General features: G+C 70.8%; 18 protein-coding genes. 11 read left to right on the top strand and 7 right to left on the bottom strand.

Annotated elements, in window-relative coordinates:
* Positions 1 to 141 precede the first annotated feature (141 nt).
* From SY2F82_RS12595 to SY2F82_RS12585, 3 genes are all read left to right on the top strand, one after another.
* Positions 142 to 771, top strand: a complete 630-nt coding sequence (locus tag SY2F82_RS12595) for a hypothetical protein (RefSeq protein ID WP_200419090.1) — start codon at positions 142 to 144, stop codon at positions 769 to 771.
* Positions 768 to 3,074, top strand: a complete 2,307-nt coding sequence (locus tag SY2F82_RS12590; protein WP_200419089.1) for a M48 family metalloprotease — start codon at positions 768 to 770, stop codon at positions 3,072 to 3,074. Before SY2F82_RS12595 ends, SY2F82_RS12590 begins: the two co-directional genes overlap by 4 nt.
* 158 nt (positions 3,075 to 3,232) lie before the next feature.
* The gene (locus tag SY2F82_RS12585) at positions 3,233 to 3,814 is read left to right on the top strand and encodes a Uma2 family endonuclease (protein WP_200419088.1); all 582 of its coding nucleotides are present in this window, start codon (positions 3,233 to 3,235) and stop codon (positions 3,812 to 3,814) included.
* Positions 3,815 to 3,925: 111 nt separating this feature from the next.
* Here the strand turns inward: SY2F82_RS12585 and ychF are convergent, their stop codons facing one another.
* Positions 3,926 to 5,014, bottom strand: a complete 1,089-nt coding sequence (gene ychF / locus SY2F82_RS12580; protein ID WP_200419087.1) for a redox-regulated ATPase YchF — start codon at positions 5,012 to 5,014, stop codon at positions 3,926 to 3,928.
* Between the two features lie 420 nt (positions 5,015 to 5,434).
* Here ychF and SY2F82_RS12575 point away from each other — a divergent pair, with 420 nt between their 5' ends.
* The gene (locus tag SY2F82_RS12575) at positions 5,435 to 5,866 is read left to right on the top strand and encodes a DUF6542 domain-containing protein (RefSeq protein WP_374707147.1); all 432 of its coding nucleotides are present in this window, start codon (positions 5,435 to 5,437) and stop codon (positions 5,864 to 5,866) included.
* Between the two features lie 48 nt (positions 5,867 to 5,914).
* Here SY2F82_RS12575 and ppgK read toward each other — a convergent pair whose 3' ends face one another.
* The gene (ppgK, locus tag SY2F82_RS12570) at positions 5,915 to 6,661 is read right to left on the bottom strand and encodes a polyphosphate--glucose phosphotransferase (protein WP_200419085.1); all 747 of its coding nucleotides are present in this window, start codon (positions 6,659 to 6,661) and stop codon (positions 5,915 to 5,917) included.
* A gap of 84 nt (positions 6,662 to 6,745) precedes the next feature.
* A complete protein-coding gene (locus SY2F82_RS12565) occupies positions 6,746 to 7,750 on the bottom strand; it encodes a 4-hydroxy-3-methylbut-2-enyl diphosphate reductase (protein ID WP_200419435.1) in 1,005 nt (334 codons plus the stop codon).
* 90 nt (positions 7,751 to 7,840) lie between these two features.
* Here SY2F82_RS12565 and xseA point away from each other — a divergent pair, with 90 nt between their 5' ends.
* Positions 7,841 to 9,076, top strand: coding sequence for an exodeoxyribonuclease VII large subunit (gene xseA / locus SY2F82_RS12560; RefSeq protein WP_200419084.1), 1,236 nt, complete (start codon positions 7,841 to 7,843; stop codon positions 9,074 to 9,076).
* A 9-nt stretch (positions 9,077 to 9,085) separates the two neighbouring features.
* Positions 9,086 to 9,328 carry an exodeoxyribonuclease VII small subunit gene (locus SY2F82_RS12555; RefSeq protein ID WP_200419083.1) on the top strand — a complete coding sequence of 81 codons (243 nt, stop codon included), beginning with the start codon at positions 9,086 to 9,088 and terminating at the stop codon, positions 9,326 to 9,328.
* Positions 9,329 to 9,359: 31 nt separating this feature from the next.
* On the opposite strand, the gene SY2F82_RS12550 is transcribed toward SY2F82_RS12555, so the two are convergent.
* The gene (locus tag SY2F82_RS12550; protein ID WP_200419082.1) at positions 9,360 to 9,878 is read right to left on the bottom strand and encodes a DUF4245 domain-containing protein; all 519 of its coding nucleotides are present in this window, start codon (positions 9,876 to 9,878) and stop codon (positions 9,360 to 9,362) included.
* Positions 9,879 to 10,004: 126 nt separating this feature from the next.
* On the opposite strand from SY2F82_RS12550, the gene glpX reads away from it, so the two are divergent.
* The gene (gene glpX / locus SY2F82_RS12545; RefSeq protein ID WP_200419081.1) at positions 10,005 to 11,039 is read left to right on the top strand and encodes a class II fructose-bisphosphatase; all 1,035 of its coding nucleotides are present in this window, start codon (positions 10,005 to 10,007) and stop codon (positions 11,037 to 11,039) included.
* A gap of 126 nt (positions 11,040 to 11,165) precedes the next feature.
* Here the strand turns inward: glpX and SY2F82_RS12540 are convergent, their stop codons facing one another.
* Both SY2F82_RS12540 and SY2F82_RS12535 read right to left on the bottom strand, forming a co-directional pair.
* Positions 11,166 to 11,537, bottom strand: a complete 372-nt coding sequence (locus tag SY2F82_RS12540; protein ID WP_103838382.1) for a WhiB family transcriptional regulator — start codon at positions 11,535 to 11,537, stop codon at positions 11,166 to 11,168.
* Positions 11,538 to 11,700: 163 nt separating this feature from the next.
* Entirely contained in the window at positions 11,701 to 12,444 is a 744-nt protein-coding gene (locus SY2F82_RS12535; RefSeq protein WP_200419080.1) for a DUF1707 domain-containing protein, read from the bottom strand.
* Positions 12,445 to 12,666: 222 nt separating this feature from the next.
* Here SY2F82_RS12535 and SY2F82_RS12530 point away from each other — a divergent pair, with 222 nt between their 5' ends.
* From SY2F82_RS12530 to SY2F82_RS12515, 4 genes are all read left to right on the top strand, one after another.
* Positions 12,667 to 14,343 (top strand): fumarate hydratase, encoded by a 1,677-nt coding sequence (locus SY2F82_RS12530; protein ID WP_308437759.1) that lies wholly within the window; start codon positions 12,667 to 12,669, stop codon positions 14,341 to 14,343.
* A gap of 624 nt (positions 14,344 to 14,967) precedes the next feature.
* Positions 14,968 to 16,353, top strand: a complete 1,386-nt coding sequence (locus tag SY2F82_RS12525) for an aspartate ammonia-lyase (protein ID WP_200419078.1) — start codon at positions 14,968 to 14,970, stop codon at positions 16,351 to 16,353.
* A 95-nt stretch (positions 16,354 to 16,448) separates the two neighbouring features.
* Positions 16,449 to 17,159, top strand: coding sequence for a DUF402 domain-containing protein (locus tag SY2F82_RS12520; RefSeq protein ID WP_200419077.1), 711 nt, complete (start codon positions 16,449 to 16,451; stop codon positions 17,157 to 17,159).
* A 274-nt stretch (positions 17,160 to 17,433) separates the two neighbouring features.
* Positions 17,434 to 19,551 (top strand): SpoIIE family protein phosphatase, encoded by a 2,118-nt coding sequence (locus SY2F82_RS12515; RefSeq protein ID WP_200419076.1) that lies wholly within the window; start codon positions 17,434 to 17,436, stop codon positions 19,549 to 19,551.
* 91 nt (positions 19,552 to 19,642) lie between these two features.
* Here SY2F82_RS12515 and SY2F82_RS12510 read toward each other — a convergent pair whose 3' ends face one another.
* Complete coding sequence (locus SY2F82_RS12510) at positions 19,643 to 22,048, bottom strand: transglycosylase domain-containing protein (RefSeq protein WP_200419075.1); 2,406 nt, start codon at positions 22,046 to 22,048, stop codon at positions 19,643 to 19,645.
* Positions 22,049 to 22,145 lie beyond the last annotated feature (97 nt).

The raw sequence follows: 22,145 nt of genomic DNA, 5'->3' as shown, positions 1-22,145 counted from the left end.
GGCGGCCCCGGCCGTCAAGTCGCTTCCGCCGGGTGCGGCAGACCCCGGCGGCGCGCGACTCCAAACACCTTGTATGCGACACGAGTTGAGCGGGATACTCGAGCCGACGGGACTGGCGATCAGGGGGACGGGGGCCCGCCGGTGGGTGCTTCCGAGCATGACGAGACGGCACGGACACGGGAGCTGGCCCGGGAGGCCGTACGGCGGTTGGCCCCGGATGAGCTGGCGTTCTTCGACGAGGCGGCCGACGCCTACTTCGAGAACCCGGCCCGGACGACCCGGAAAGCACGGCCCGAGCCGCTGGGCATCGGCATCGAGGCCATCGTCGTCTCCACGCTGACGGCGTTCGCGTTGCCGGTCGCGGCGACCGTCGCCGGGAACATCGCCACCGACGTCATGCGTGAGGAGCGCAGACGAGGCTGGTGGCGAAGGCGCAGGACGCGGGCGGACGACGGTACGGACGGCGATGCGGGCGGCGCCCCGGACGGTGGTCCGGCCCCCGATTCGGCCGGTGGTGCGGACAATCCGTTCGCCGCGCCGGGCACCGTACGGCCCGTGGCACTGGGCGGCGGGCAGGCCCGGCCCGCCGACTTCCAGCTGCTGCAGCGCATCGCCTACGACCGGGGGGTGGCACTGGGCCTGCCGCCGGACCAGGCACAGCTCCTCGCCGACGCCATCCTGGGCGCGGTCGTCGGCGGGCGGGGCGGTGGGGCTTCGGGGGGCGACGCACTGACCGGGGGCAGCCGGGACGGGGAGGACAGCCCCTCGTGACGGAGGGACCGATCAGGTCGGGGTTCGGCAACCCGGTGGCGGTGCACCCGTTCCGGTTACCGTCCGGAACGTCCCTGCGGTTCGCGTTGCTCATTCTGAGCACATCGGTGGCGATGGCGACGACCATCGGCGGAGCGGTCGGCACGGCGAGGTACTTCGCGCTCGGCGGCGACGTCGGCTCCATGACCAGGTCCCTCGAATGCGCGTCCGCGAACTTCGCCGAGACGGCCGCCGATCCCGCGGAGTTCGCCCGCCGCTGCGCGCCGCCGGACCTGGGCAGTGAGACCATGCTGGAGCTGGCTGCCCTCGCCGCCCTGTGGCTGGCCGTCGGCATCACGTACTGGTTGCTGCCCGCCTACCGGCTCCGCCGACGTCGGTTACGGCCCCTGCGGGGCGACGCGCACCCGGACGTCCGGCGCACGCTCACGCAACTGGTGGCTCTCGCCGAGCTGCGGTGCCGGGTGCGTTTCGTCGTCGACTGGCGGGACCCGCGCCCCACCGGACTCGCCTTCGGGCGCCTCGGCCGACGCCATGTGATGCTCGGCGAGGGACTGCTGCGATTACACAGCCGCGACCCTGAGGCCTTTCGCGCGATCGTCCTGCACGAACTCGCGCACCTGCGCAACCGCGATGTCGACATCGCCTTCCTCACCCTCATCTGCCACCGGCTGTTCGTCGTCGCGTTCGCGATCCCGACGGCCGTCACGGCACCCTTCGCCCTGCTGGTCAGCTGGGTGCTGTTGCCCGGAGGTGTGATCTACCAACTGCTGTTCACCTTGGCCCCGTGCGCCCTGGCGGTCACGGTCGCCCACATCAGCAGTGCCGTACTGCGCAGCCGCGAGCTGTATGCGGACGCCCGGGTCGCCGTGTGGACGCGCGGCGCCCACTCGTTGCGGCGCCTCCTCGCCGCACAGCACGGCATCGAGCCGGCCACGCTCCGCCGGCCGCGGTTCCTGCGTACGCATCCCTCCGCCGCGAAGCGGCTGGCCGCCCTGAGCGACACCAGGCTGCTGTTCGACGTGTCCCCATGGGAGGCCTTCGGGCTGGCCCTGTGCTGCTCGCTCGTCTACTGGCAGGTGGCGCAGTGGACCGAGGCGGCAACCAGTCTGGCCGACCGCGGCAGCGCGTTGACCGCGATCGTCCCCGCCGTCCTGCTGGGCGGTGGCGTGGCGGCTGGCATCTGGCGTGTGACACTGGCCGCGCATCTGCATCACGCCAGGTGGGCGAACGCCCACCGCATGGGGCTCGCCGTGGGCTGCGGTCTCGTCGTCGGCACGTTCGGGGACCAGTGGCACAGCACGGCCCTCGCCCTCGGCGTCGCCGACTCGCTCCCGGTGCAGCTGGCGTGGTGGCTGCTCCTCGGAGCCGTCGGCTACGGGTTCGTACGGTGGAACGTGGTGGTCGCCCGGGTGTGGGCACCGGTCGTGCTCGCCGCCCGGCGCCCGCTCGTGCCGATCGTCGTCGGCTGCGCGACCGGTGTGGTGCTGCTGAGCTTCTGGCTCGGGCAGGCCTATGCCGCGGGGACGCCCGGCTTCGGGCTGCTGCCCCTGCCAGGCCCGCTGAACCTGTTGCCGACGCCGTTGGACTACCTCGGTTTCGTGTTCTCCACGACCGTCGTGACCGCACCTGCGCTGGGAGTCCTCGCGCTGGTCGGGGTCACCGTCGGGCTCCCGCTCGCCGCCACGTCCGGGGCACGGCTCTTCGGGCGCGCGCGTGGTGACGCACCCGCCGCGGGACCCGGACGGTTCCTGCTGTGGCCCCCGTCTCCGGAGGCCTCCGCGGCACTCCTCGTGCCGCCGCCTCTGCGTCCCGTGCGGGCGTTGGTGGAGGGCGTTGTGATCGGTGCCGCCGCAGGGCTCGGACTGTGGGTGGTTCATGTCGTCAGTGCCCTGGTCTTCCCGTGGCCGATCCAGTTGATCGGCGCGGTGGTGCCCCTCTACTTCGTGCCTGTCGCGATGCTGCTGCAGCTCACCGTCGGCTTCTTCGTCGCCTGGCGGAACAGGGCCCACGAACTGCGCTCACTGCACGGGGTTCTGGCCGTCCTCGGCGCGGGTCTGCTGCTCCCCCTGGCCGCGTTCACCGCACGGGACCACTTCGCCTGCGTGCGCTGGGGCACCGGCCATCCCGCCTGCGAACTGGTTCCCTCACCCGCGTTGGCCTCGATCACGGCGACGATCGTGGCCTGGACCGCCGCCCTCGCCCTGCTCCTCCTCCCCACCTGGGCCGCCCTGCGCGACGGAGCCCGCAGGGCAGGCCCACCCCGGCGGGTGCCGATGCATCAGCCGCCCGGGTGGCAGACCTGATCATTGGTATGCGATTTCTCGCAAGAGCAGCCCGGAACGATCCAGGTCAGCACAGAATCAGCACCGGCGACAGGCCTGGGACTCCGGGACGACAGGAAGGGCAGTCCCCCGGTGACGATCTCGTGGCCCGCGCTTCGTCGAATCGCTACGGTTGAGCCATGACCGCACTGCCCGACTGGATGCGCCCGCCGCGCGAGGAAGGCTGGTTCGCGGAGGACCTGGACCGCCTCCCCGAGGCGCCCCGCCACACCGAGCTGATCGACGGAGCTCTCGTCTTCATGATGTCGCCCCAGCGGTGGTGGCACGGCCACCTCGTCACCATGCTCACCGTCGCCCTCATGGAGCAGGCGCCCGGCGATGTCAGGGTCGGCCGCGAGATGACCATAAAGCTCGACGAGCGAAACCGGCCCGAGCCCGATCTGCTCTTGACGACGGCCGCATACGACGGCGACCGCACCTGCTTCACGCCCGATGAGGTGCGACTCGTCATCGAGGTCGTCTCACCCGAGTCCGCGCACCGGGACCGCACGGTCAAACTGCGCAAGTACGCGGAGGCCGGCATCCCCCACTACTGGTGCATCGAGGACGAGGACGGCGCCCCTGTCGTCCACGTCTACGAACTCGACGAACCGACTGGCGTCTACGCGCCCGCCGGCATCTTCCGAGGCACTCTGAAGCGCCCTGTGCCTTTCGAGATCAGCCTGGACCTCGACAGGCTCACGCCACCGACGAGCAACTAGGAGTCAGCACCAAGTCAGCAGGGGGAACGCGGAAGGGGCTGAGCTCGCCACAGCTCAGCCCCTTCTGATCTGCGCGCTTGACGAACCGCCTAGCGCACGGTAACGAATCCGTTACACATTGAAGCGGAACTCCACCACGTCCCCGTCCTGCATCACGTAGTCCTTGCCCTCCATGCGCGCCTTGCCCTTGGCGCGGGCCTCCGCCACCGAGCCGGTCTCCACCAGGTCCTCGAAGGAGATGACCTCCGCCTTGATGAAGCCCTTCTGGAAGTCGGTGTGGATGACGCCGGCCGCCTCGGGGGCCGTGGCGCCCTTCTTGATCGTCCAGGCGCGGGACTCCTTCGGGCCCGCCGTGAGGTAGGTCTGCAGGCCCAGGGTGTCGAAGCCGACGCGGGCCAGGGTGGCGAGGCCCGGCTCGTGCTGGCCGACCGACTCGAGGAGCTCGAGGGCCTCGTCCTCGTCCAGCTCGGCGAGGTCCGCCTCCAGCTTGGCGTTGAGGAAGATCGCCTCCGCGGGGGCGACCAGCGCGCGCTGCTCGTCCTTGAAGGCGTCGTCGATCAACTCGTCCTCGTCGACGTTGAAGACGTAGAGGAACGGCTTGGTGGTGAGCAGGTGCAGGTCGTGCAGGAGCTCGGCGCGCTCGCTGCCCTGGACGATCCCGTGCGCGAAGAGCGTGTCGCCCTTCTCCAGGATCTCCTTGGCCTCCTCCACGGCCTTCACCTTCGGGGCGATGTCCTTCTTGATCCGCGATTCCTTCTGCAGGCGCGGCAGGACCTTCTCGATCGTCTGGAGGTCCGCGAGGATCAGCTCGGTGTTGATCGTCTCGATGTCGTCCTTCGGCGAGACCTTGCCGTCCACGTGCACGACGTTCTCGTCCTTGAAGGCGCGGATGACCTGGCAGATCGCGTCCGACTCGCGGATGTTCGCGAGGAACTTGTTGCCCAGGCCCTCGCCCTCGCTCGCGCCGCGCACGATGCCCGCGATGTCGACGAAGTCCACGGTCGCCGGGAGGATCCGCTCCGACTTGAAGATCTCGGCCAGCTTGGCGAGACGGGCGTCGGGGACACCGACGACACCGACGTTCGGCTCGATCGTGGCGAACGGGTAGTTGGCCGCGAGCACGTCGTTCTTGGTCAGGGCGTTGAACAGGGTCGACTTGCCGACGTTGGGCAGACCGACGATTCCGATCGTGAGCGACACGTTGCGACTTCCCGTACGTGAGGTTGGAGGACTGGACTGGGCTTCGGGCCCGGGTCCGTCAGGAGAGTGTGCGGGCCGATCCACCAGTCTACGGCGTACCGGGCCGCGCTCCGGCGACGCATCGAACGCTTGGACAACCTCTCGCCAACGGCGTGTGTCATGCGCCATTCCGCACATAAACCGACCTAAGTTGGTCCAGTGGAGCAACACAGGACGCGACCCCCGCAACACGGACCGCGACGCGGTGCCCCCCTTCCCCCGCAGGGCCGGCGCAGCGCCGCCGCGCCCGTACGGTCCGGCCCGGCCGCGCGGCCTCCCCGGCCCGGCGGTCCCGGCCGGCCCGAGGCCGACGACGGGGCCGGCTGGGCACGGCCGGCGGGCCAGGGCACCAGCGGTGCGCAGCGGCGCCCGGCGGCTCGGGTGCGGAACACTCCCCCACTCGACCAGGCGGCACGGCGGCTGCCCGGCCCCCGGCTCACCGGGCTCGGCGGCGGACTCTTCTGCGGCGCCGTGATGCTGGTGCTGGGGTGCCTCGACCAACTGCTGTTCGGGGCGTCCCTCACGGTCTACGGCGTGCTGTTCCTGCCGGTGGCCGCGCTGACCGCCCTGTGGGTGCGGCGCGGGGACCTGGTGACCGCGCCGGTGGTCGTGCCCATCGCGTTCGCCGCCGGGCTGCTGGTCGTGGCCGACAGCGACGGCGGGGTCGCCGGGCGCCTGATCGGGCTGGCCACCGCGCTCGCCACGCAGGCCGGCTGGCTGTACGGCGGCACGCTGATCGCGGGCGTCATCACGACCGTGCGCAAGGTGCGGATGCTGCGGCGCAGGGCGGCGGCGCGCCGTCGGAGCGGTTGACGGCGCGGGACGCCGGCACCACCGAGCGTCCCGCACCGGTGCCTGCTGCTATCCCTGCTTCGCCGCCCTCATCGCCGCTCCCACGATCCCCGCGTTGTTCTGCAGCCGGGCCGGGACGATCTCCGCCTCGATGCCCTCGATGAACGGCAGGAACTTCTCGGACTTGCGGCTGACGCCGCCGCCGATGATGAACAGCTCCGGCGAGAACAGCATCTCCACGTGCGCGAGGTACTTCTGCACACGGCGGGCCCAGTGCTCCCAGGTCAGGTCGTTGTCGTCCTTGGCCTTGCTGGAGGCGCGCTTCTCGGCGTCGCGGCCGTTCAGCTCCAGGTGGCCCAGCTCCGTGTTCGGCACGAGGAGGCCGTCGACGAACATGGCGCTGCCGATGCCCGTACCGAACGTCAGCACGATGACCGTGCCCCTGCGGCCGCGGCCCGCGCCGAACTGCATCTCGGCCACGCCCGCCGCGTCCGCGTCGTTCACCACGGTCACCGGGAGGCCGCCCAGACGCTCGCCGAACAGGGCGCGCGCGTCCGTGTCGACCCAGCTCTTGTCGACGTTCGCCGCCGTACGGATCATGGCGCCGTCCGTGACCACTCCGGGGAACGTCAGGCCGACCGGCCCGGTCCACCCGAAGTGGTCGACGACCTCCTTCACCCCGTCCGCGACCGCGTCGGGCGTCGCCGGGTGAGGAGTGAGCACCTTGAAGCGCTCCTGAGCCAGTTCGCCCCGCTCCAGGTCCACGGGAGCACCCTTGATCCCGGATCCGCCGATGTCCACGCCGAAGATCTGCATGGGCACCACGGTACGTCGTGGCGCCGACAGTCACGCCACGGCATCCGGCGCGTGGCCTCCCCGCGCCGTCGCTCCCGCCGGGTGCTACTTCTCGCCGGTGCGCTCGGCCACCAGTTCCGCGGCCTCCTCGCGCAGGTCACGGCGGAGTTCCTTGGGCAGCGAGAAGGTGATGGACTCCTCGGCCGCCTTGACGATCTCGACGTCCTCGAAGCCGCGCTGCGCGAGCCACTCGAGCACCTGCTCCACCAGCACCTCCGGCACGGAGGCACCCGACGTCACGCCGATCGTCGACACACCCTGAAGCCAGGACTCGTCGATCTCGTCGGCGAAGTCCACCAGGTACGCCTCGCGCGCGCCCGCGAGCTTGGCGACCTCGACCAGCCGCTTGGAGTTGGAGGAGTTGCGGGAGCCGACCACGATCACCAGGTCCGCCTCGGCGCCCATCTGCTTCACCGCGAGCTGGCGGTTCTGGGTGGCGTAGCAGATGTCGTCGCTGGGCGGGGAGACCAGCTGGGGGAACTTCTCCTTGAGCGCGTCGACCGTCTCCATGGTCTCGTCGACCGAGAGGGTGGTCTGGGACAGCCAGACGACCTTCGACGGGTCGCGCACCTCGACCTGCGCGACGTCCTCGGGGCCGTCGACGAGCTGGATGTGGTCGGGGGCCTCGCCGGACGTGCCGATGACCTCTTCGTGGCCCTCGTGCCCGATCAGGAGGATGTCGAAGTCCTCGTTGGCGTACCGGATCGCTTCCTTGTGGACCTTGGTGACCAGCGGGCAGGTGGCGTCGATGGTGGCGAGCCGGCCCTGCCTGGCCTCCTCGTGGACGGTGGGTGCCACGCCGTGCGCGGAGAACATGACGATGTTCCCGGGGGGCACCTCCTCCGTCCGCTCCACGAAGATCGCGCCCTTCTTCTCCAGGGTCTGCACGACGTACTTGTTGTGGACGATCTCGTGGCGGACGTAGATCGGCGCCCCGTACTGCTCGAGCGCCTTCTCGACGGCGATCACGGCACGGTCGACGCCCGCGCAGTACCCCCGGGGGGCGGCGAGCAGGACACGGCGGCCAGAGGAAGCAGTCATGCGATCCATCGTAAGGCCGGGCCCGGAGTCGTAGATCGCCTCCATGGGGAGAGGTTGTGCCGACCGGCGTTGTCGGTCCCGGCCACTACGCTCGGGCGCATGGCTGTCAACACGTCCGCGGAGAACCCCCTGCCCGTCGGTGAGGTGTCGCGGCTCATCGGGGGGTGGATCGACCGGCTCGGGGCCGTGTGGGTCGAGGGGCAGATCACGCAGTTGTCGCGGCGGCCCGGCGCCGGGGTCGTCTTCCTGACGCTGCGCGACCCGTCGCACGACATCTCCGTCGGCGTCACCTGCTACCGCCAGGTGTTCGACTCCGTGGCCGACGTCGTGAGCGAGGGCGCCCGTGTGGTCGTCCTCGCCAAGCCCGAGTGGTACGCCCCGAGGGGACAGCTGTCGCTGCGGGCGGCCGAGATACGGCCCGTGGGCGTCGGGGAGCTGCTCGCGCGGCTGGAACAGCTCAAGAAGGCGCTCGCCGCCGAGGGCCTGTTCGCGCCCGAGCGCAAGAAGCCGCTGCCGTTCCTGCCGCAGCTGATCGGACTGGTGTGCGGCCGTGCCTCGGCGGCCGAGCGCGACGTGCTGGAGAACGCGCGGCACCGCTGGCCCGCCGTCCGCTTCGAGGTGCGCAACGTCGCCGTGCAGGGCGTGCACGCCGTACCGCAGGTGGTGCAGGCCGTGAAGGAGCTGGACGCGCTGGACGAGGTGGACGTGATCATCGTGGCGCGCGGCGGCGGCAGTGTGGAGGATCTGCTGCCGTTCTCGGACGAGCAGCTCGTCCGGGCGGTGGCCGGCTGCCGCACGCCCGTGGTGTCCGCCATCGGGCACGAACCGGACAACCCGCTGCTCGACCACGTCGCCGACCTGCGCGCCTCCACGCCGACCGACGCGGCCAAGAAGGTCGTCCCGGACGTCGGGGAGGAACTGGAGCGGGTACGGCAGCTACGGGACCGGGCACGGCGGTGCACACAGGCGTTCGTCGAACGTGAGGAGCGCGGGCTGGCGCATGCGCTGGCGCGGCCCTGCATGGAGGACCCGCACCGTATGGTCGACGAGCGGGCCGACCAGGTCACCGCGCTGGTCGACCGCGCCCGGCGCACCCTCGGGCATCTGCTCGACCGCGCCGAGTCGGAGCTCACGCACACGCACGCGCGCGTGGTGGCGCTGTCCCCGGCCGCGACGCTGCGGCGGGGGTACGCGGTGCTGCAGAAGGCCGACGGGCACGTGGTCCGCGCACCGGAAGAGGTGACGGCGGGCGAGACGCTGCGGGCGCGGGTCGCCGCGGGCGAGTTCACAGTACGGGCCGACGGCGAGAGTTCCGTCGGCAACCAGGGATCTTAGGGTGGGCGCATGACCAGCAGGACGGACGAGACACTCGGCTACGAGCAGGCACGGGACGAGTTGATCGAGGTGGTGCGGCGCCTGGAGGCGGGGGGCACCACGCTCGAGGAGTCCCTGGCGCTGTGGGAGCGGGGGGAGGAGCTGGCCAAGGTGTGCCGGACGTGGCTGGAGGGCGCCCGCAGGCGGCTGGACGCGGCGCTGGCCGAGGAGGAGGACGACGAGGAGGGCGAGGGCGCGGAAGGGGCCGGGTGACCGGGCGGCGGCGCCCCTGCGCCGCACGTCGTCAGCCGGTCTTCAGCGCCTCGGCCATCTTCGTCAGCTGCGCGAACGACGCGGTGCCCGTCACCACGGTCGTAGCGCCCTTGCCCTTGAGTACGAGCGCGTCGTAGCGGCCGCCGGTGTAGCGCTGCCAGGTCTGGCCGCCGATGCGCTGGGTGACCTTGGTCTCCTGTGCGCCCTGGCTGGCGTCGTCGACGAACGTGGACGCCCTCTCGGTGGACTGCTCGACCGCCACGTACTGCCCCTCGGGGTCCTGGAAGCCGAGGTGCCAGGCGTCGAAGGGTTCGTCCTGGAAACGCACCGAGGTGGCCTTCCAGGTGCCGGGCAGGCCTTCGGGCGCCGCGACCGGGTAGCTCGCGGCGCGGCGCGCGGTGAGCAGCTCGACGCGGTAGTCCACGGGCTTGAGGTCGGGAGCGTGGTCGTCATGGGGGATGAAGAGATAGATGACGCCCGCCATCAGCCCGACGAGGGCCAGGGAGAGGATCATGTCCCGGACCGTCTGCTTGCCTTTCATACCTGCCACGCCCCTATCGTCGCAGGTGCCTGGGTCTGCTCATCCGTGGGGTGCCCTGCTCATTTTGTCTGTCCGACGATAGAGTCGGGGCATCACCCTCATCCGGCCGTCGTCGTATCAGAAAGGTGCGCTCCGATGACCGAGAATCATCATCTGCCGTCCGAGCTCGAAGTTCCCTCCGAGGCCCCGGACCGTAACCTCGCCCTCGAACTCGTCCGGGTCACCGAGGCCGCCGCCATGGCCGCGGGCCGCTGGGTCGGCCGTGGCGACAAGAACGGCGCGGACGGCGCCGCGGTGCGCGCCATGCGCACCCTCGTCTCGACCGTGTCGATGAACGGCGTCGTCGTCATCGGCGAAGGGGAGAAGGACGAGGCCCCGATGCTCTTCAACGGGGAGCGGGTCGGCGACGGGACCGGCCCGGAGTGCGACATCGCCGTGGACCCGATCGACGGCACCACCCTCACCGCGAAGGGCATGCCGAACGCCATCGCGGTGCTGGCCGCCGCCGACCGCGGCACGATGTTCGACCCGTCCGCCGTCTTCTACATGGACAAGCTGGTCACCGGTCCGGAAGCGGCCGATTTCGTCGACATCAACGCGCCCGTCTCGGTGAACATCCGCCGGGTCGCGAAGGCCAAGCACTCCACGCCCGAGGACGTCACCGTCGTCATCCTCGACCGGCCGCGCCACGACGATCTGATCAGGGAGGTCCGGGAGACCGGCGCGCGCATCAAGCTCATCTCGGACGGCGACGTGGCCGGTTCGATCCTGGCGCTGCGCGAGGGCACCGGCATCGACCTGCTGCTCGGCATCGGCGGTACGCCCGAGGGCATCATCTCCGCCTGCGCGGTGAAGTGCCTGGGCGGCACCATCCAGGGCAAACTGTGGCCGAAGGACGACGAGGAGCGGCAGCGGGCCCTCGACGCGGGCCACGACCTCGACCGGGTGCTCACCACGGACGACCTGGTCTCCGGTGAGAACGTCTTCTTCGTCGCCACCGGGATCACGGACGGCGAGCTGCTGCGCGGGGTGCGCTACCGGTCGGAGACCGCCACCACCGACTCGATCGTCATGCGCTCGAAGTCCGGCACGGTCCGGCGGATCGACTCCGTTCACCGGCTGAGCAAGCTGCGCGCGTACAGCGCGATCGACTTCGACCGGGCGAAGTAGACCCGTACGGAAAGGGGCGCCCTCTGTGCGGAGAGGGCGCCCCTTTCCGTATGCGCCTGGTACTTCTCGGCGGCCTGGCCCTTCCTGGCGGCCTGGTACCTCGTATGCGCCCGAATACGCGGCCGTTCAGCCGGCCGCCGCTATCGTCCCCCGCGCGGCCTTCTTCAGTTCCAGTTCGCGGCGGCGGCGCCGGGCCAGCACCACACGGCGTTCGGCGGCCGTGAGCCCGCCCCACACTCCGTACGGCTCGGGCTGCAGCAGCGCGTGTTCCCGGCACTCGACCATCACGGGACAGCGCGCACAGACCCGTTTGGCCGCCTCCTCGCGGGACAGCCGGGCCGCGGTGGGTTCCTTGGACGGGGCGAAGAACAGGCCGGCCTCGTCGCGCCGGCACACCGCCTCCGTGTGCCACGGGGCGTCCTGATCCCTGTCGCGCACTGGCACCCGCTGATGCGGAACGTCAGCGACCTGCAGGGACGAATGCGGCGGTTGCAGCACGGTCTACTCCTGACGACGGCTTCGCGAGCGAGAGACGATGCAGCAAGGCCTACCCGCTGTGCGCGCGCCTATGCACTGAGTTCCCAACCGCAGGAACTGCAGGGGTTGTTCATGCCGCCGGAATGTGACCCGCGCATGCCGAGCCCGGCCGAATTCACAAGCGTCAATGACCCAGGTGTTTGCGCAAAGCCTTGTCCGCCTTGTGCGACACGCGGTCGAGAATGTCGGCGACCGCCTTGCCGCGCTTGGGCTTCGCCTCCACGTTCCCGAACACGGCGAGTCCGTCGACATGGATGACGGGCGCGTCGGGATTCCCCGAATCCAGCGGGCTCACCTCGAAGTTGCCGAGCACGCCACCGCCGGTGCTGCGCAGCGACACGTTCTCCGGGACGCGTATCTGCACGTCGCCGAAGACCGAAACCGCCTTGATCACCACCTGCTGGTACTCGAAGAGCGCCTCGCTGAGGTCGATCTCGACACTGCCGAAGATCGCGTACGCGTGCGTACGGCGGCGGGGGCGCCAGCGGCCCCGGCGGATGGCGCTGCTGAAGACCGCCACCACGTTCTCGTCGGGCTCCCTCGGTATCGAACCCGCAGCGGGCCGGTCCGGCGGCGCGGCGTACACCGGGGCGGTGCGGCGATGGGGGTACCTCCCTGCTCGAGCGAAGTCGAGAGCTTGGGGGAGGGCCGCGGGCAGGTCGCGGACGAACCGGTCGAGCTCACCGACCGTCTTGGCGTGCAGCACACCCTCGACGCGCTCGGCGTGCTCCTCGGCCGTGAGACGCCCCTCGGCGAGGGCGTCGCGCAGGATGTCGGTGATGCGGTCGCGGTCGGCGTCCGAGCAGCGCAGCTCGGCCGGGGGCACGGGCCGGTCGTCTGTCGGGGCGGGGCTCTTGTGAAGGTCCACGACAGCAGCGTAGCGAAACGCGATAGATCGCGACTAGCCCTCGAACGGACCTGTGGAAAACCAGCCCGTGGAAGCGGCGGAATCCCGACCGTCGAACCGTCGAAACGGGCGCTCGGGACAGAACCCGCCACTGAGCCCTACCTCACAGGTCCACGGTCAGGCCCAGGTTCTACGCTGGTGGACGCTGCCAACGGAGGCCAGCCGCTGTCTGTCTAGTGAGGAATGGGCGAGATGCCTGAGTTCGCGTACACCGATCTGCTCCCCACGGGAGAGGACACCACCCCGTACCGGCTGGTGACGTCCGAGGGCGTCTCCACCGCCGAGGGACCCGACGGGCGTACGTTCCTCAAGGTGGAGCCGGAGGCGCTGCGCAAGCTGGCCGAGGAGGCCATCCACGACATCCAGCACTACCTGCGGCCCGCCCACCTGGCGCAGCTGCGCCGCATCATCGACGACCCGGAGGCCAGCGCCAACGACAAGTTCGTGGCCCTGGACCTGCTGAAGAACGCGAACATCGCGGCGGCGGGCGTGCTGCCGATGTGCCAGGACACGGGCACGGCGATCGTGATGGGCAAGCGCGGCCAGAACGTGCTGACGGAGGGCGAGGACGAGAAGGCCCTCTCCCGCGGCATCTACGACGCCTACACGAAGCTGAACCTGCGCTACTCGCAGATGGCTCCGCTGACCATGTGGGAGGAGAAGAACACCGGTTCGAACCTCCCGGCGCAGATCGAGCTGTACGCGACGGACGGCGGCGCCTACAAGTTCCTGTTCATGGCGAAGGGCGGCGGCAGCGCCAACAAGTCCTTCCTCTACCAGGAGACGAAGGCCGTCCTGAACGAGGCCTCCATGATGAAGTTCCTGGAGGAGAAGATCCGTTCGCTGGGCACGGCCGCGTGCCCGCCGTACCACCTGGCGATCGTCGTCGGCGGTACGAGCGCGGAGTACGCCCTGAAGACCGCGAAGTACGCCTCGGCGCACTACCTGGACGAGCTGCCGACCGAGGGCTCCGAGCTGGGGCACGGCTTCCGCGACAAGGAGCTGGAGGAGAAGGTCTTCGAGCTGACGCAGAAGATCGGGATCGGGGCGCAGTTCGGCGGCAAGTACTTCTGCCACGACGTGCGCGTGGTCCGTCTCCCGCGGCACGGGGCGTCCTGCCCGGTGGCGATCGCGGTGTCGTGCTCGGCGGACCGGCAGGCGGTCGCCAAGATCACGGCGGAGGGCGTGTTCCTGGAGCAGCTGGAGAAGGACCCGGCCCGCTTCCTGCCGGACACGACGGACGCCCATCTGGACGAGGGCGAGGTCGTGAAGATCGACCTGAACCAGCCGATGGAGGCGATCCTCGCCGAACTGACGAAGTACCCGGTCAAGACCCGCCTGTCCCTGACGGGCCCGCTGGTCGTCGCCCGGGACATCGCCCACGCGAAGATCAAGGAACGCCTGGACGCGGGCGAGGAGATGCCGCAGTACCTGAAGGACCACCCGGTGTACTACGCCGGCCCGGCGAAGACCCCCGAGGGCTACGCCTCGGGCTCCTTCGGCCCGACGACGGCCGGCCGCATGGACTCCTACGTCGAGCAGTTCCAGGCGGCGGGCGGCTCGAAGGTGATGCTGGCGAAGGGCAACCGGAGCAAGCAGGTCACGGACGCGTGTGCCGCGCACGGCGGCTTCTACCTGGGTTCCATCGGCGGCCCGGCGGCCCGCCTCGCCCAGGACTGCATCAAGAAGGTCGAGGTCCTCGAGTACGAGGAGCTGGGCATGGAGGCGGTCTGGAAGATCGAAGTGGAGGACTTCCCGGCGTTCATCGTGGTCGATGACAAGGGCAACGACTTCTTCAAGGACCCGGCGCCCCAGCCGACGTTCACGTCGATCCCGGTGCGGGGACCAGGGCTGGCGTAACCCTCAGGCTACGGCGGGGGCCAACCTTTGGCGTTTCGCCCCCGCCGCCCCTACCCGTCCCACCTCCGGGGGCTCCGCCCCTTCAACCCCACCAGGGGCGAAGCCCCTGAACCCGTGAGGCGCTCCGCCGCCGGCCCCCGCGGGGACTGCGTCCCCCGCACCCCGCCGAGGGCTCCGCCGCCGACCCCCGCGGGGACTGCGTCCCCTGCACCCCTCACGGGGCTCCGCCCCAGAAACACGCCCGGGATGCCGCCTCTGGGCCCCCGCAGGGACCGCGTCCCTAGCCCCGGCAGGGACTGCGTCCCCTGCACCCCCCCTCACGAAGCTCCGCCCCAGAAACCCGCCGGCCCCCGGACCCCGCTCCTCAAACGCCGGAGGGCCTGATGTGTCAGCGCCGGTCGGCATCACTCAGCCCGTCTGGGGGTTCCGCCCTGCTCGAAGAGCTAGGGGGAGTTTGCGGACGAGGCCGTTCAGGCCGAAGCGGGGTCTGGAGGCGCAGCCCCCAGGGACGGGAAGGGTGGGGGCGGTGGGGGGCGGACCCAGCGGCCGCGAGCGCCCACCGGCGCGCACCCCCATCCGGACCACCCCCGGAACAACCCCGCCCTCCCCCGCGCTGTACCCGGCATGAGCGAATACCGCATCGAGCACGACTCCATGGGCGAGGTCCAGGTCCCCCTCCACGCCAAGTGGCGCGCGCAGACGCAGCGTGCGGTGGAGAACTTCCCCGTCTCCGGGCAGCGGATCGAGCGCGCGCACATCGAGGCGCTCGCCCGCATCAAGGCCGCCGCCGCCAAGGTCAACGCGGAGCTCGGCGTGCTCGACAAGGACGTCGCCGACGCCATTCAGGAGGCCGCCGCCGAGGTGGCCGAGGGCCGGTGGGACGAGCACTTCCCCGTCGACGTCTTCCAGACGGGCTCCGGCACCTCCTCCAACATGAACACCAACGAGGTCATCGCCACCCTCGCGACCGAGCGCCTCGGCCGGGACGTGCACCCGAACGACCACGTCAACGCGTCGCAGTCGTCCAACGACGTCTTCCCCTCCTCCCTCCACATCGCCGCCACGGCCGCCGTCAGCCGGGACCTGGTCCCCGCCCTCGACCACCTCGCCACCTCCCTCGAACGCAAGGCCGAGGAGTTCGCCGATGTGGTGAAGTCCGGCCGGACGCACCTCATGGACGCCACGCCCGTGACGCTCGGTCAGGAGTTCGGCGGGTACGCCGCACAGGTGCGGTACGGCATCGAGCGGCTCACCGCCTCCCTCCCGCGCCTCGCCGAACTGCCCCTCGGCGGCACCGCCGTCGGCACCGGCATCAACACCCCGCCCGGCTTCTCCGCCGCCGTCATCGCCGAGATCGCCCGCACCACCGGCCTGCCGCTCACCGAGGCCCGCAACCACTTCGAGGCCCAGGGCGCCCGGGACGGGATCGTGGAGATCAGCGGGCAGCTGCGGACCATCGCCGTGGGATTCACGAAGATCGCGAATGATCTGCGGTGGATGGCCTCCGGGCCGCGCACCGGCCTGGCCGAGATCAGCCTCCCCGACCTGCAGCCGGGCTCCTCGATCATGCCCGGCAAGGTCAACCCCGTGATCCCCGAGGCCGTTCTCATGGTCGCCGCCCAGGTCATCGGGAACGACGCCACCGTGGCCACCGCCGGCGCCTCCGGCAACTTCGAGCTCAACGTGATGATGCCGGTCATCGCCAAGAACGTGCTCGAGTCCGTCCGGCTCCTCGCCAATGTCTCGCGGCTCCTCGCCGACCGCACGATCGACGGCATCGTCGCCCACCGCGAACGCGCTCGCGAGTACGCCGAGTCGTCACCCTCCGTCGTCACGCCGCTCAACCGGTACATCGGCTACGAAGAGGCCGCGAAGGTCGCGAAGAAGGCGCTGGCCGAGCGCAAGACGATCCGTCAGGTCGTCCTGGAGTCGGGCTATGTGGACCGCGGCGACCTCACCCAGGAACAGCTCGACGAGGCGCTCGATGTCCTGCGGATGACACACCCGTAACGCCTCGCCCCATATCGACGCACATCACCCGCCCGTGACGTGAACCGATGACGGGCACCACAGCGTCGTATGCCTGGGGCACCTAATATCTGTGCATGGCAGAGGGTGGAGCGGTGAGACGAGTGGAAGCGGGCGAAGCAGGCGAGGCCGACGGCGTGACGGGGCGTTGGGCGCCCGGTGACCCGATCCTGTGGCGATACCGGGAGAACGCGGGCGAGCGCTTTCACATCGCCCGCCCCGTGACCGTCGTACGCGACGACTCCGACCTGCTCGCCGTGTGGATGGCACCGGGGACGACATGCGTGCGGCCCGTCCTCGCCGACGGCACGCCGCTGCACGCCGAACCGCTCCAGACCCGCTACACCAAGCCGCGCACCGTGCAGCTCGACCGCTGGTTCGGCACCGGCGTGCTCAAGCTGGCCCGGCCGGGGGAACCCTGGTCGGTGTGGCTGTTCTGGGACCCGGGCTGGCGCTTCAAGAACTGGTACGTCAACCTGGAGGAGCCGCTGGTGCGCTGGGCCGGCGGCGTCGACTCGGAGGACCATTTCCTGGACATCTGCGTCTACCCGGACCGCAGTTGGGGCTGGCGCGACGAGGACGAGTTCGCACAGGCCCAGCAGGACGGCCTGATCGACCCCCGGCTCGCCGAGCGGGTACGGGAGGCGGGACGGTCCGCCGTGGAGGTGATCCGTGCCTGGGGCACGCCGTTCTCGGACGGCTGGCAGCACTGGCGTCCCGATCCGTCCTGGTCGGTGCCGCGGCTGCCGGACGACTGGGACCGCACTCCCGCGTACATGACGTCATGAGACCCTTGTTGCGCCCCCGCGGTACAACCGTAGGATCGTCCTCCGCAAGGGCGCACCACAGCAACTCCCGCAGTAAGCGCTGGGCTTGACCGAACGTCACCGAGGGGCGGCAGGACGTGAGCGAGGGGTACGAGGGCCAGACCGGGACGGCTCGTCCGACCGGTGCACCAGGAACGGCGTGTGACCTGGCGGGAAATCCGTTCCTGGGGCACGTATTCCGGGTATCGGCTTCACGGCGGGACGAACTGCACGCACGGCGCGCAGCCCCGGACGGATGGATTCGACACGCGTGACGGAGCACCGGACCTCCCACGAGCGCCCCCAGCCGGGCGGCGGCCCCGCGGAGCCCCGCGGGGCGCTCCTGCGTACCTCGGAGCCGCTGACCGCCCCGCCGGCCACGGCCTTACCCGCACAGACCCGGGCGGGCGACACGCCCGCCTCTCCCGCCGCGCCGCAGCCCTGCGCCCAGCACGGATCGCCGGGCTCGCCGGGCGGCGGGTCCACCCCGCTGCCCGCGGCGGGCGGCACCGAGCACTCCCAGCCGGCCGCGGACGAGCCCGACACGCACCGGCCGCGTCCGGCCCCGGAGGTGATCCCGGTCCAGCCGAGCGGGGAGCAGAACCGTCCCGTCGCCCTGCCCGACGGCAAGGAGCGGCGCACCGGTCAGGGCCGGCCGAGCGGGCCCATGCCGATGCGGCGCGACGGCGACCGGCTGCGTTTCGTGGGCGCCGCGACCCGGCGGATCGCCCGCGGCATCGACCTGGACGAGATCGTCATGGGCCTGTGCCGGGCCACGGTGCCGACGTTCTCGGACGCGATCCTCGTGTATCTGCGCGACCCGCTGCCGGTGGGCGACGAGCGTCCCACCGGGCCCCTGGTGCTGCGGCTGCGGCGCACCGACCGGATACCGCAGGAGCGGGACCTGGAGGACGGCATCCTGCCGGTTCCGGTGCCGGAGGACTCCGGGGTCGTGGAGCTGAGCAACGAGCTGTGCGAGGTGCGCCCCGGCGGTGCGCTCGCCGAGGTGCTGCGCGGGGTGCGGCCGGTGTTCGCGGACGCGCCCGCCGCCCGGGCCGCGCTGCCCGAGCTGCTCGGCGAGGAGTTGGCGGTGCCCCCGGGCCAGCGCGCCATCCTCGCGCCGCTGCGCGGACGGCGCCGGGTGATCGGTGCCGTGCTGTTCCTGCGCCGCGCGGAGCGCCTGGCGTTCGAGGCGGACGACCTGCTGGTCGCCGCGCAGCTCGCCACGCACAGCGCGCTCGGCATCGACAAGGCGGTGCTGTACGGCCGTGAGGCGTACATCGCGGACGAGTTGCAGCGCACCATGCTGCCGGAGACGCTGCCGAACCCGACGGGCGTACGGCTGGCGTCCCGCTATCTGCCGGCCGCGGAGACCGCGCGGGTCGGCGGCGACTGGTACGACGCGATTCCGCTGCCGGGCAGCCGGGTCGCGCTCGTCGTGGGCGACGTGATGGGCCACTCCATGACATCCGCGGCGATCATGGGGCAGCTGCGGACGACGGCCCAGACGCTGGCCGGGCTCGACCTGCCGCCGCAGGAGGTGCTGCACCACCTGGACGAGCAGGCGCAGCGGCTCGGCACCGACCGCATGGCGACCTGCCTGTACGCGGTGTACGACCCGGTCTCGCACCGGATCACCATCGCCAACGCGGGCCATCCGCCGCCGGTTCTGCTGCATCTGGGCGGCCGTGCCGAGGTGCTGCGGGTGCCCGCGGGCGCGCCGATCGGCGTGGGCGGGGTGGACTTCGAGGCGGTGGAGCTGGACGCCCCGGCCGGCGCGACCCTGCTGCTGTACACCGACGGGCTCGTCGAATCGCGTCTGCGGGACGTGTGGACCGGCATAGAGCAGCTGCGGGAGAAGCTCGCCGCGACCGCCCGGATCACCGGCGCCGACCACCCGCCGCCGCTGGAGGCGTTGTGCGACGAGGTGCTCGACATGCTCGGGCCCGGCGACCGCGACGACGACATCGCGCTGCTGGCCGCCCGCTTCGACGGGATCGCCCCGAGCGACGTCGCGTACTGGGTGCTGGAGCCCGAGGACGCGGCACCGAGCCGGGCGAGGCGGCTGGCGCGCCGGGCGCTCGACCGCTGGGGACTTCAGGAGCTGACGGACTCGGTGGAGCTGCTGGTCAGCGAGGTCGTCACGAACGCCGTGCGGTATGCGACGCGTCCGATCACGCTCCGGCTGCTGCGCACCGACGTGCTGCGCTGCGAGGTGGGCGACGACGTGCCGCAGCTGCCGCGTCTGCGGCAGGCACGGGCCACGGACGAGGGCGGCCGGGGCCTTTACCTGGTGAACCGGCTGGCCCGGCGCTGGGGAGCGACCCGGCTGAGCACCGGCAAGGTGGTCTGGTTCGAGCTGAACCGAGGCTGAGAGCCTGCCTGCGGAGACAGGCTCTGAGGTACGACAGCGCGAAGGGCGCCCGGTGGCCGGTCCACCGGGCGCCCTTCGCGTACGACAGCGCCTACTGCCCGCCGTTCGGGTCGAGCGGGTTCTCCGGCGGCGTGGGCGTCGACGCCGAGTTGGTCGGCGACGGCGGGGCCGAGCTCGTCGGAGGCCTGCTCGTCGTGGGCGAACTCGACGGCGGGGCCGAGCTCGTCGGGGGCTGGGTCGTCGGCTTCTGCGAGGTCGGCGTCGACGACGGCGTGGTGGTCGGCGACTGCGAGAGTGTCGGCGTCCCGCTCGGCTGGACCGCCGCGCCCTGGGTGGTGTCCAGGTCGAACTTGCTGACCTGGCCCATCGCCTCGAAGGTGTACGCCGCCCAGATGAGGGCCGGGTAGCTACCGCCGTTGATGCGGCCGCTGGGGCTGCCCGGGACGTGGCCCGTGGCGCCCGTCATGGGAACCTGGGCATGGGTCTTGGGGTCCTCGCCGAACAGGCCGACGGAGGTCACCAGGTTGGGCGTGAAGCCGGTGAACCAGGCCGACTTGTTGTTGTCGGACGTACCCGTCTTGCCGGCGACCTGCTGGCCGTCGCGCGCCGGGTTGGCCGCCACCGACGTCTTGGCCGTACCGTCGTCGACCACGCCGGTGAGTACCGAGGTCACCGTGTCGGCGGCCTCGCGGGTGATGACCTGGTCGCCTATCGGGTTCGGGAAGGTGACCGCGGTGTTGTCGCGCTCGGCCGACTTGATGATCGTCGGGGTGACCTTCTTGCCGTGGTTGTCGAGGGTGGCGTAGATGCCGGCCATCTCCATCGGGCTCGCACCCATGGAGCCCAGCGTCTGCGCGGGAACCGCCTGCATTCCCTTGGTGTCCATGCCGAGCTTGCCGGCGACCTTCATCACCTCGGCCATGCCCACGTCGACACCCATCTGCGCGAAGACGGAGTTGACGGAGTCGTTCATCGCCGTCTGGACGGTGATGGGTCCGTAGTCCTGGTCGTCCTCGTTCGGCGGGGCGAAGCCGACCTTGGCGCCGTCGTCCACGACCTGGCGGCCGCTGGTGCCGTCGTAGATCGTGTTCGCGTCGATCTGTCGGCCGTCCTGGGTCTTGGCGCCCTCGTCCAGGGCGGCGGCGAGGATGACCGGCTTGAACGTGGAGGCGGGCTGGTAGTCGCGGCGCGTCGCGTTGTTGGTGTAGTGCTTGAAGTAGTCGACGCCGCCGTAGAGGGCGAGGACCTTGCCGGTCTTCGGGTCGACGGAGACGGCACCGGCCTGGACGGCGCCGTCGACGGCACGCTTCTTCTGGTCGAGCTTGCTGGTCAGTTGCTGCTTGACGGCCCGCTCCAGCTCGGTCTGCTTCTTCTTGTCGATGTTCAGCGTGATCGTCCAGCCGCCCTTGGTGATGAGCGCCTCGGCGTCGCTGAGGCTGGAGGCGGTGCCCTGGGCGACGAGCTGCTTCTCCAGCGCCGCCTTGGCCGCATCGACCAGGTAACCGGTCTGCCCCTCCATACCGGGCGCGCCCTTGGGCGCCAGGGGCACCGGGAACTTCATGGCCTGGCGCCGGCCCGCGTCCAGCCAGTGCATCTCGACCATGTTGTTCAGGACGTAGTTCCAACGCTCCTGCACCAGCTTCTTGCCGGTGTCGGTGGCGATCGCCCAGTCGTACTGGTTCGGCGCCTGGAGCAGGGCGGCCAGGTACGCGCCCTGCTCGACCGTGAGGTTCTTGGCGTCCTTGTGGTAGTAGGCCTGCGCCGCGGCCTGGATGCCGTAGGCGCCGCGGCCGTAGTAGCTGGTGTTGATGTAGCCGGCGAGGATGTAGTCCTTGGTCTTCTGGCGGTCCAGCTTCAGCGAGATGACCAGTTCCTTCAGCTTGCGCGTGACGGTCTGGTTCTGGGTCAGGTAGTAGTTCTTGACGTACTGCTGGGTGATCGTCGAACCGCCCTGCGCGCCCTTGCCGGAGAGCGTGTTGAGGATGCCGCGGGCCGTGCCCTTCAGGTCGACGCCCGCGTCCTGGTAGAAGGTCTTGTTCTCGGCGGCGACGAAGGTGTGCTGGACGGGCTTGGGGACCTCGGCGAGGTCGACCGTCTCCCGGTTGAGCTTGCCGCTGCGGGTGAGGATCGAGCCGTCGCTGTACTTGTAGACGTTGCTCTGCAGCATGGCGTCGGCGTTGGCCGCCGGGATGGGAGTCATCACGTACAGCGCCACGAACGCGCCCATGACCAGCAGCACGAAGCCGAAGAGCGAGCCGAGGACCGTCTTCCAGGTGAAGAACCGGCGTATGCCGCTCTTACCGCCCTTACCGTTCCTGCCGTTCTTTCCGCGGCTCCTGGCGGCCCGCGCGGCGGCCCGGCCGCCGACCGGCGCTCCTTCCGGGCTGGCCGTGCCGACCGCGCCCGCCGACACGGACCCGGTCGTCCTGGGCGAGCGCTTGGGCGCCGCGCGGCGGCCAGCGCGCTGCCGCGCTCGTCTCTCTTCCGCTCGTCCCATGGGTCGATCCGCTCCGCTTCACTCTCGTGGGTCACACAGGTGCGTGGTTCAGGTCAGCTCAGAAAGCTAACACCGCGCGGTATGACAAAGGGTTGTC

The organism is Streptomyces sp. Y2F8-2, from assembly GCF_014905555.1.
Lineage (GTDB): Bacteria > Actinomycetota > Actinomycetes > Streptomycetales > Streptomycetaceae > Streptomyces > Streptomyces cynarae.
The sequence above is the reverse complement of the archived record's forward strand: the minus strand, read 5'-3'. Positions and strand labels throughout refer to the sequence as shown.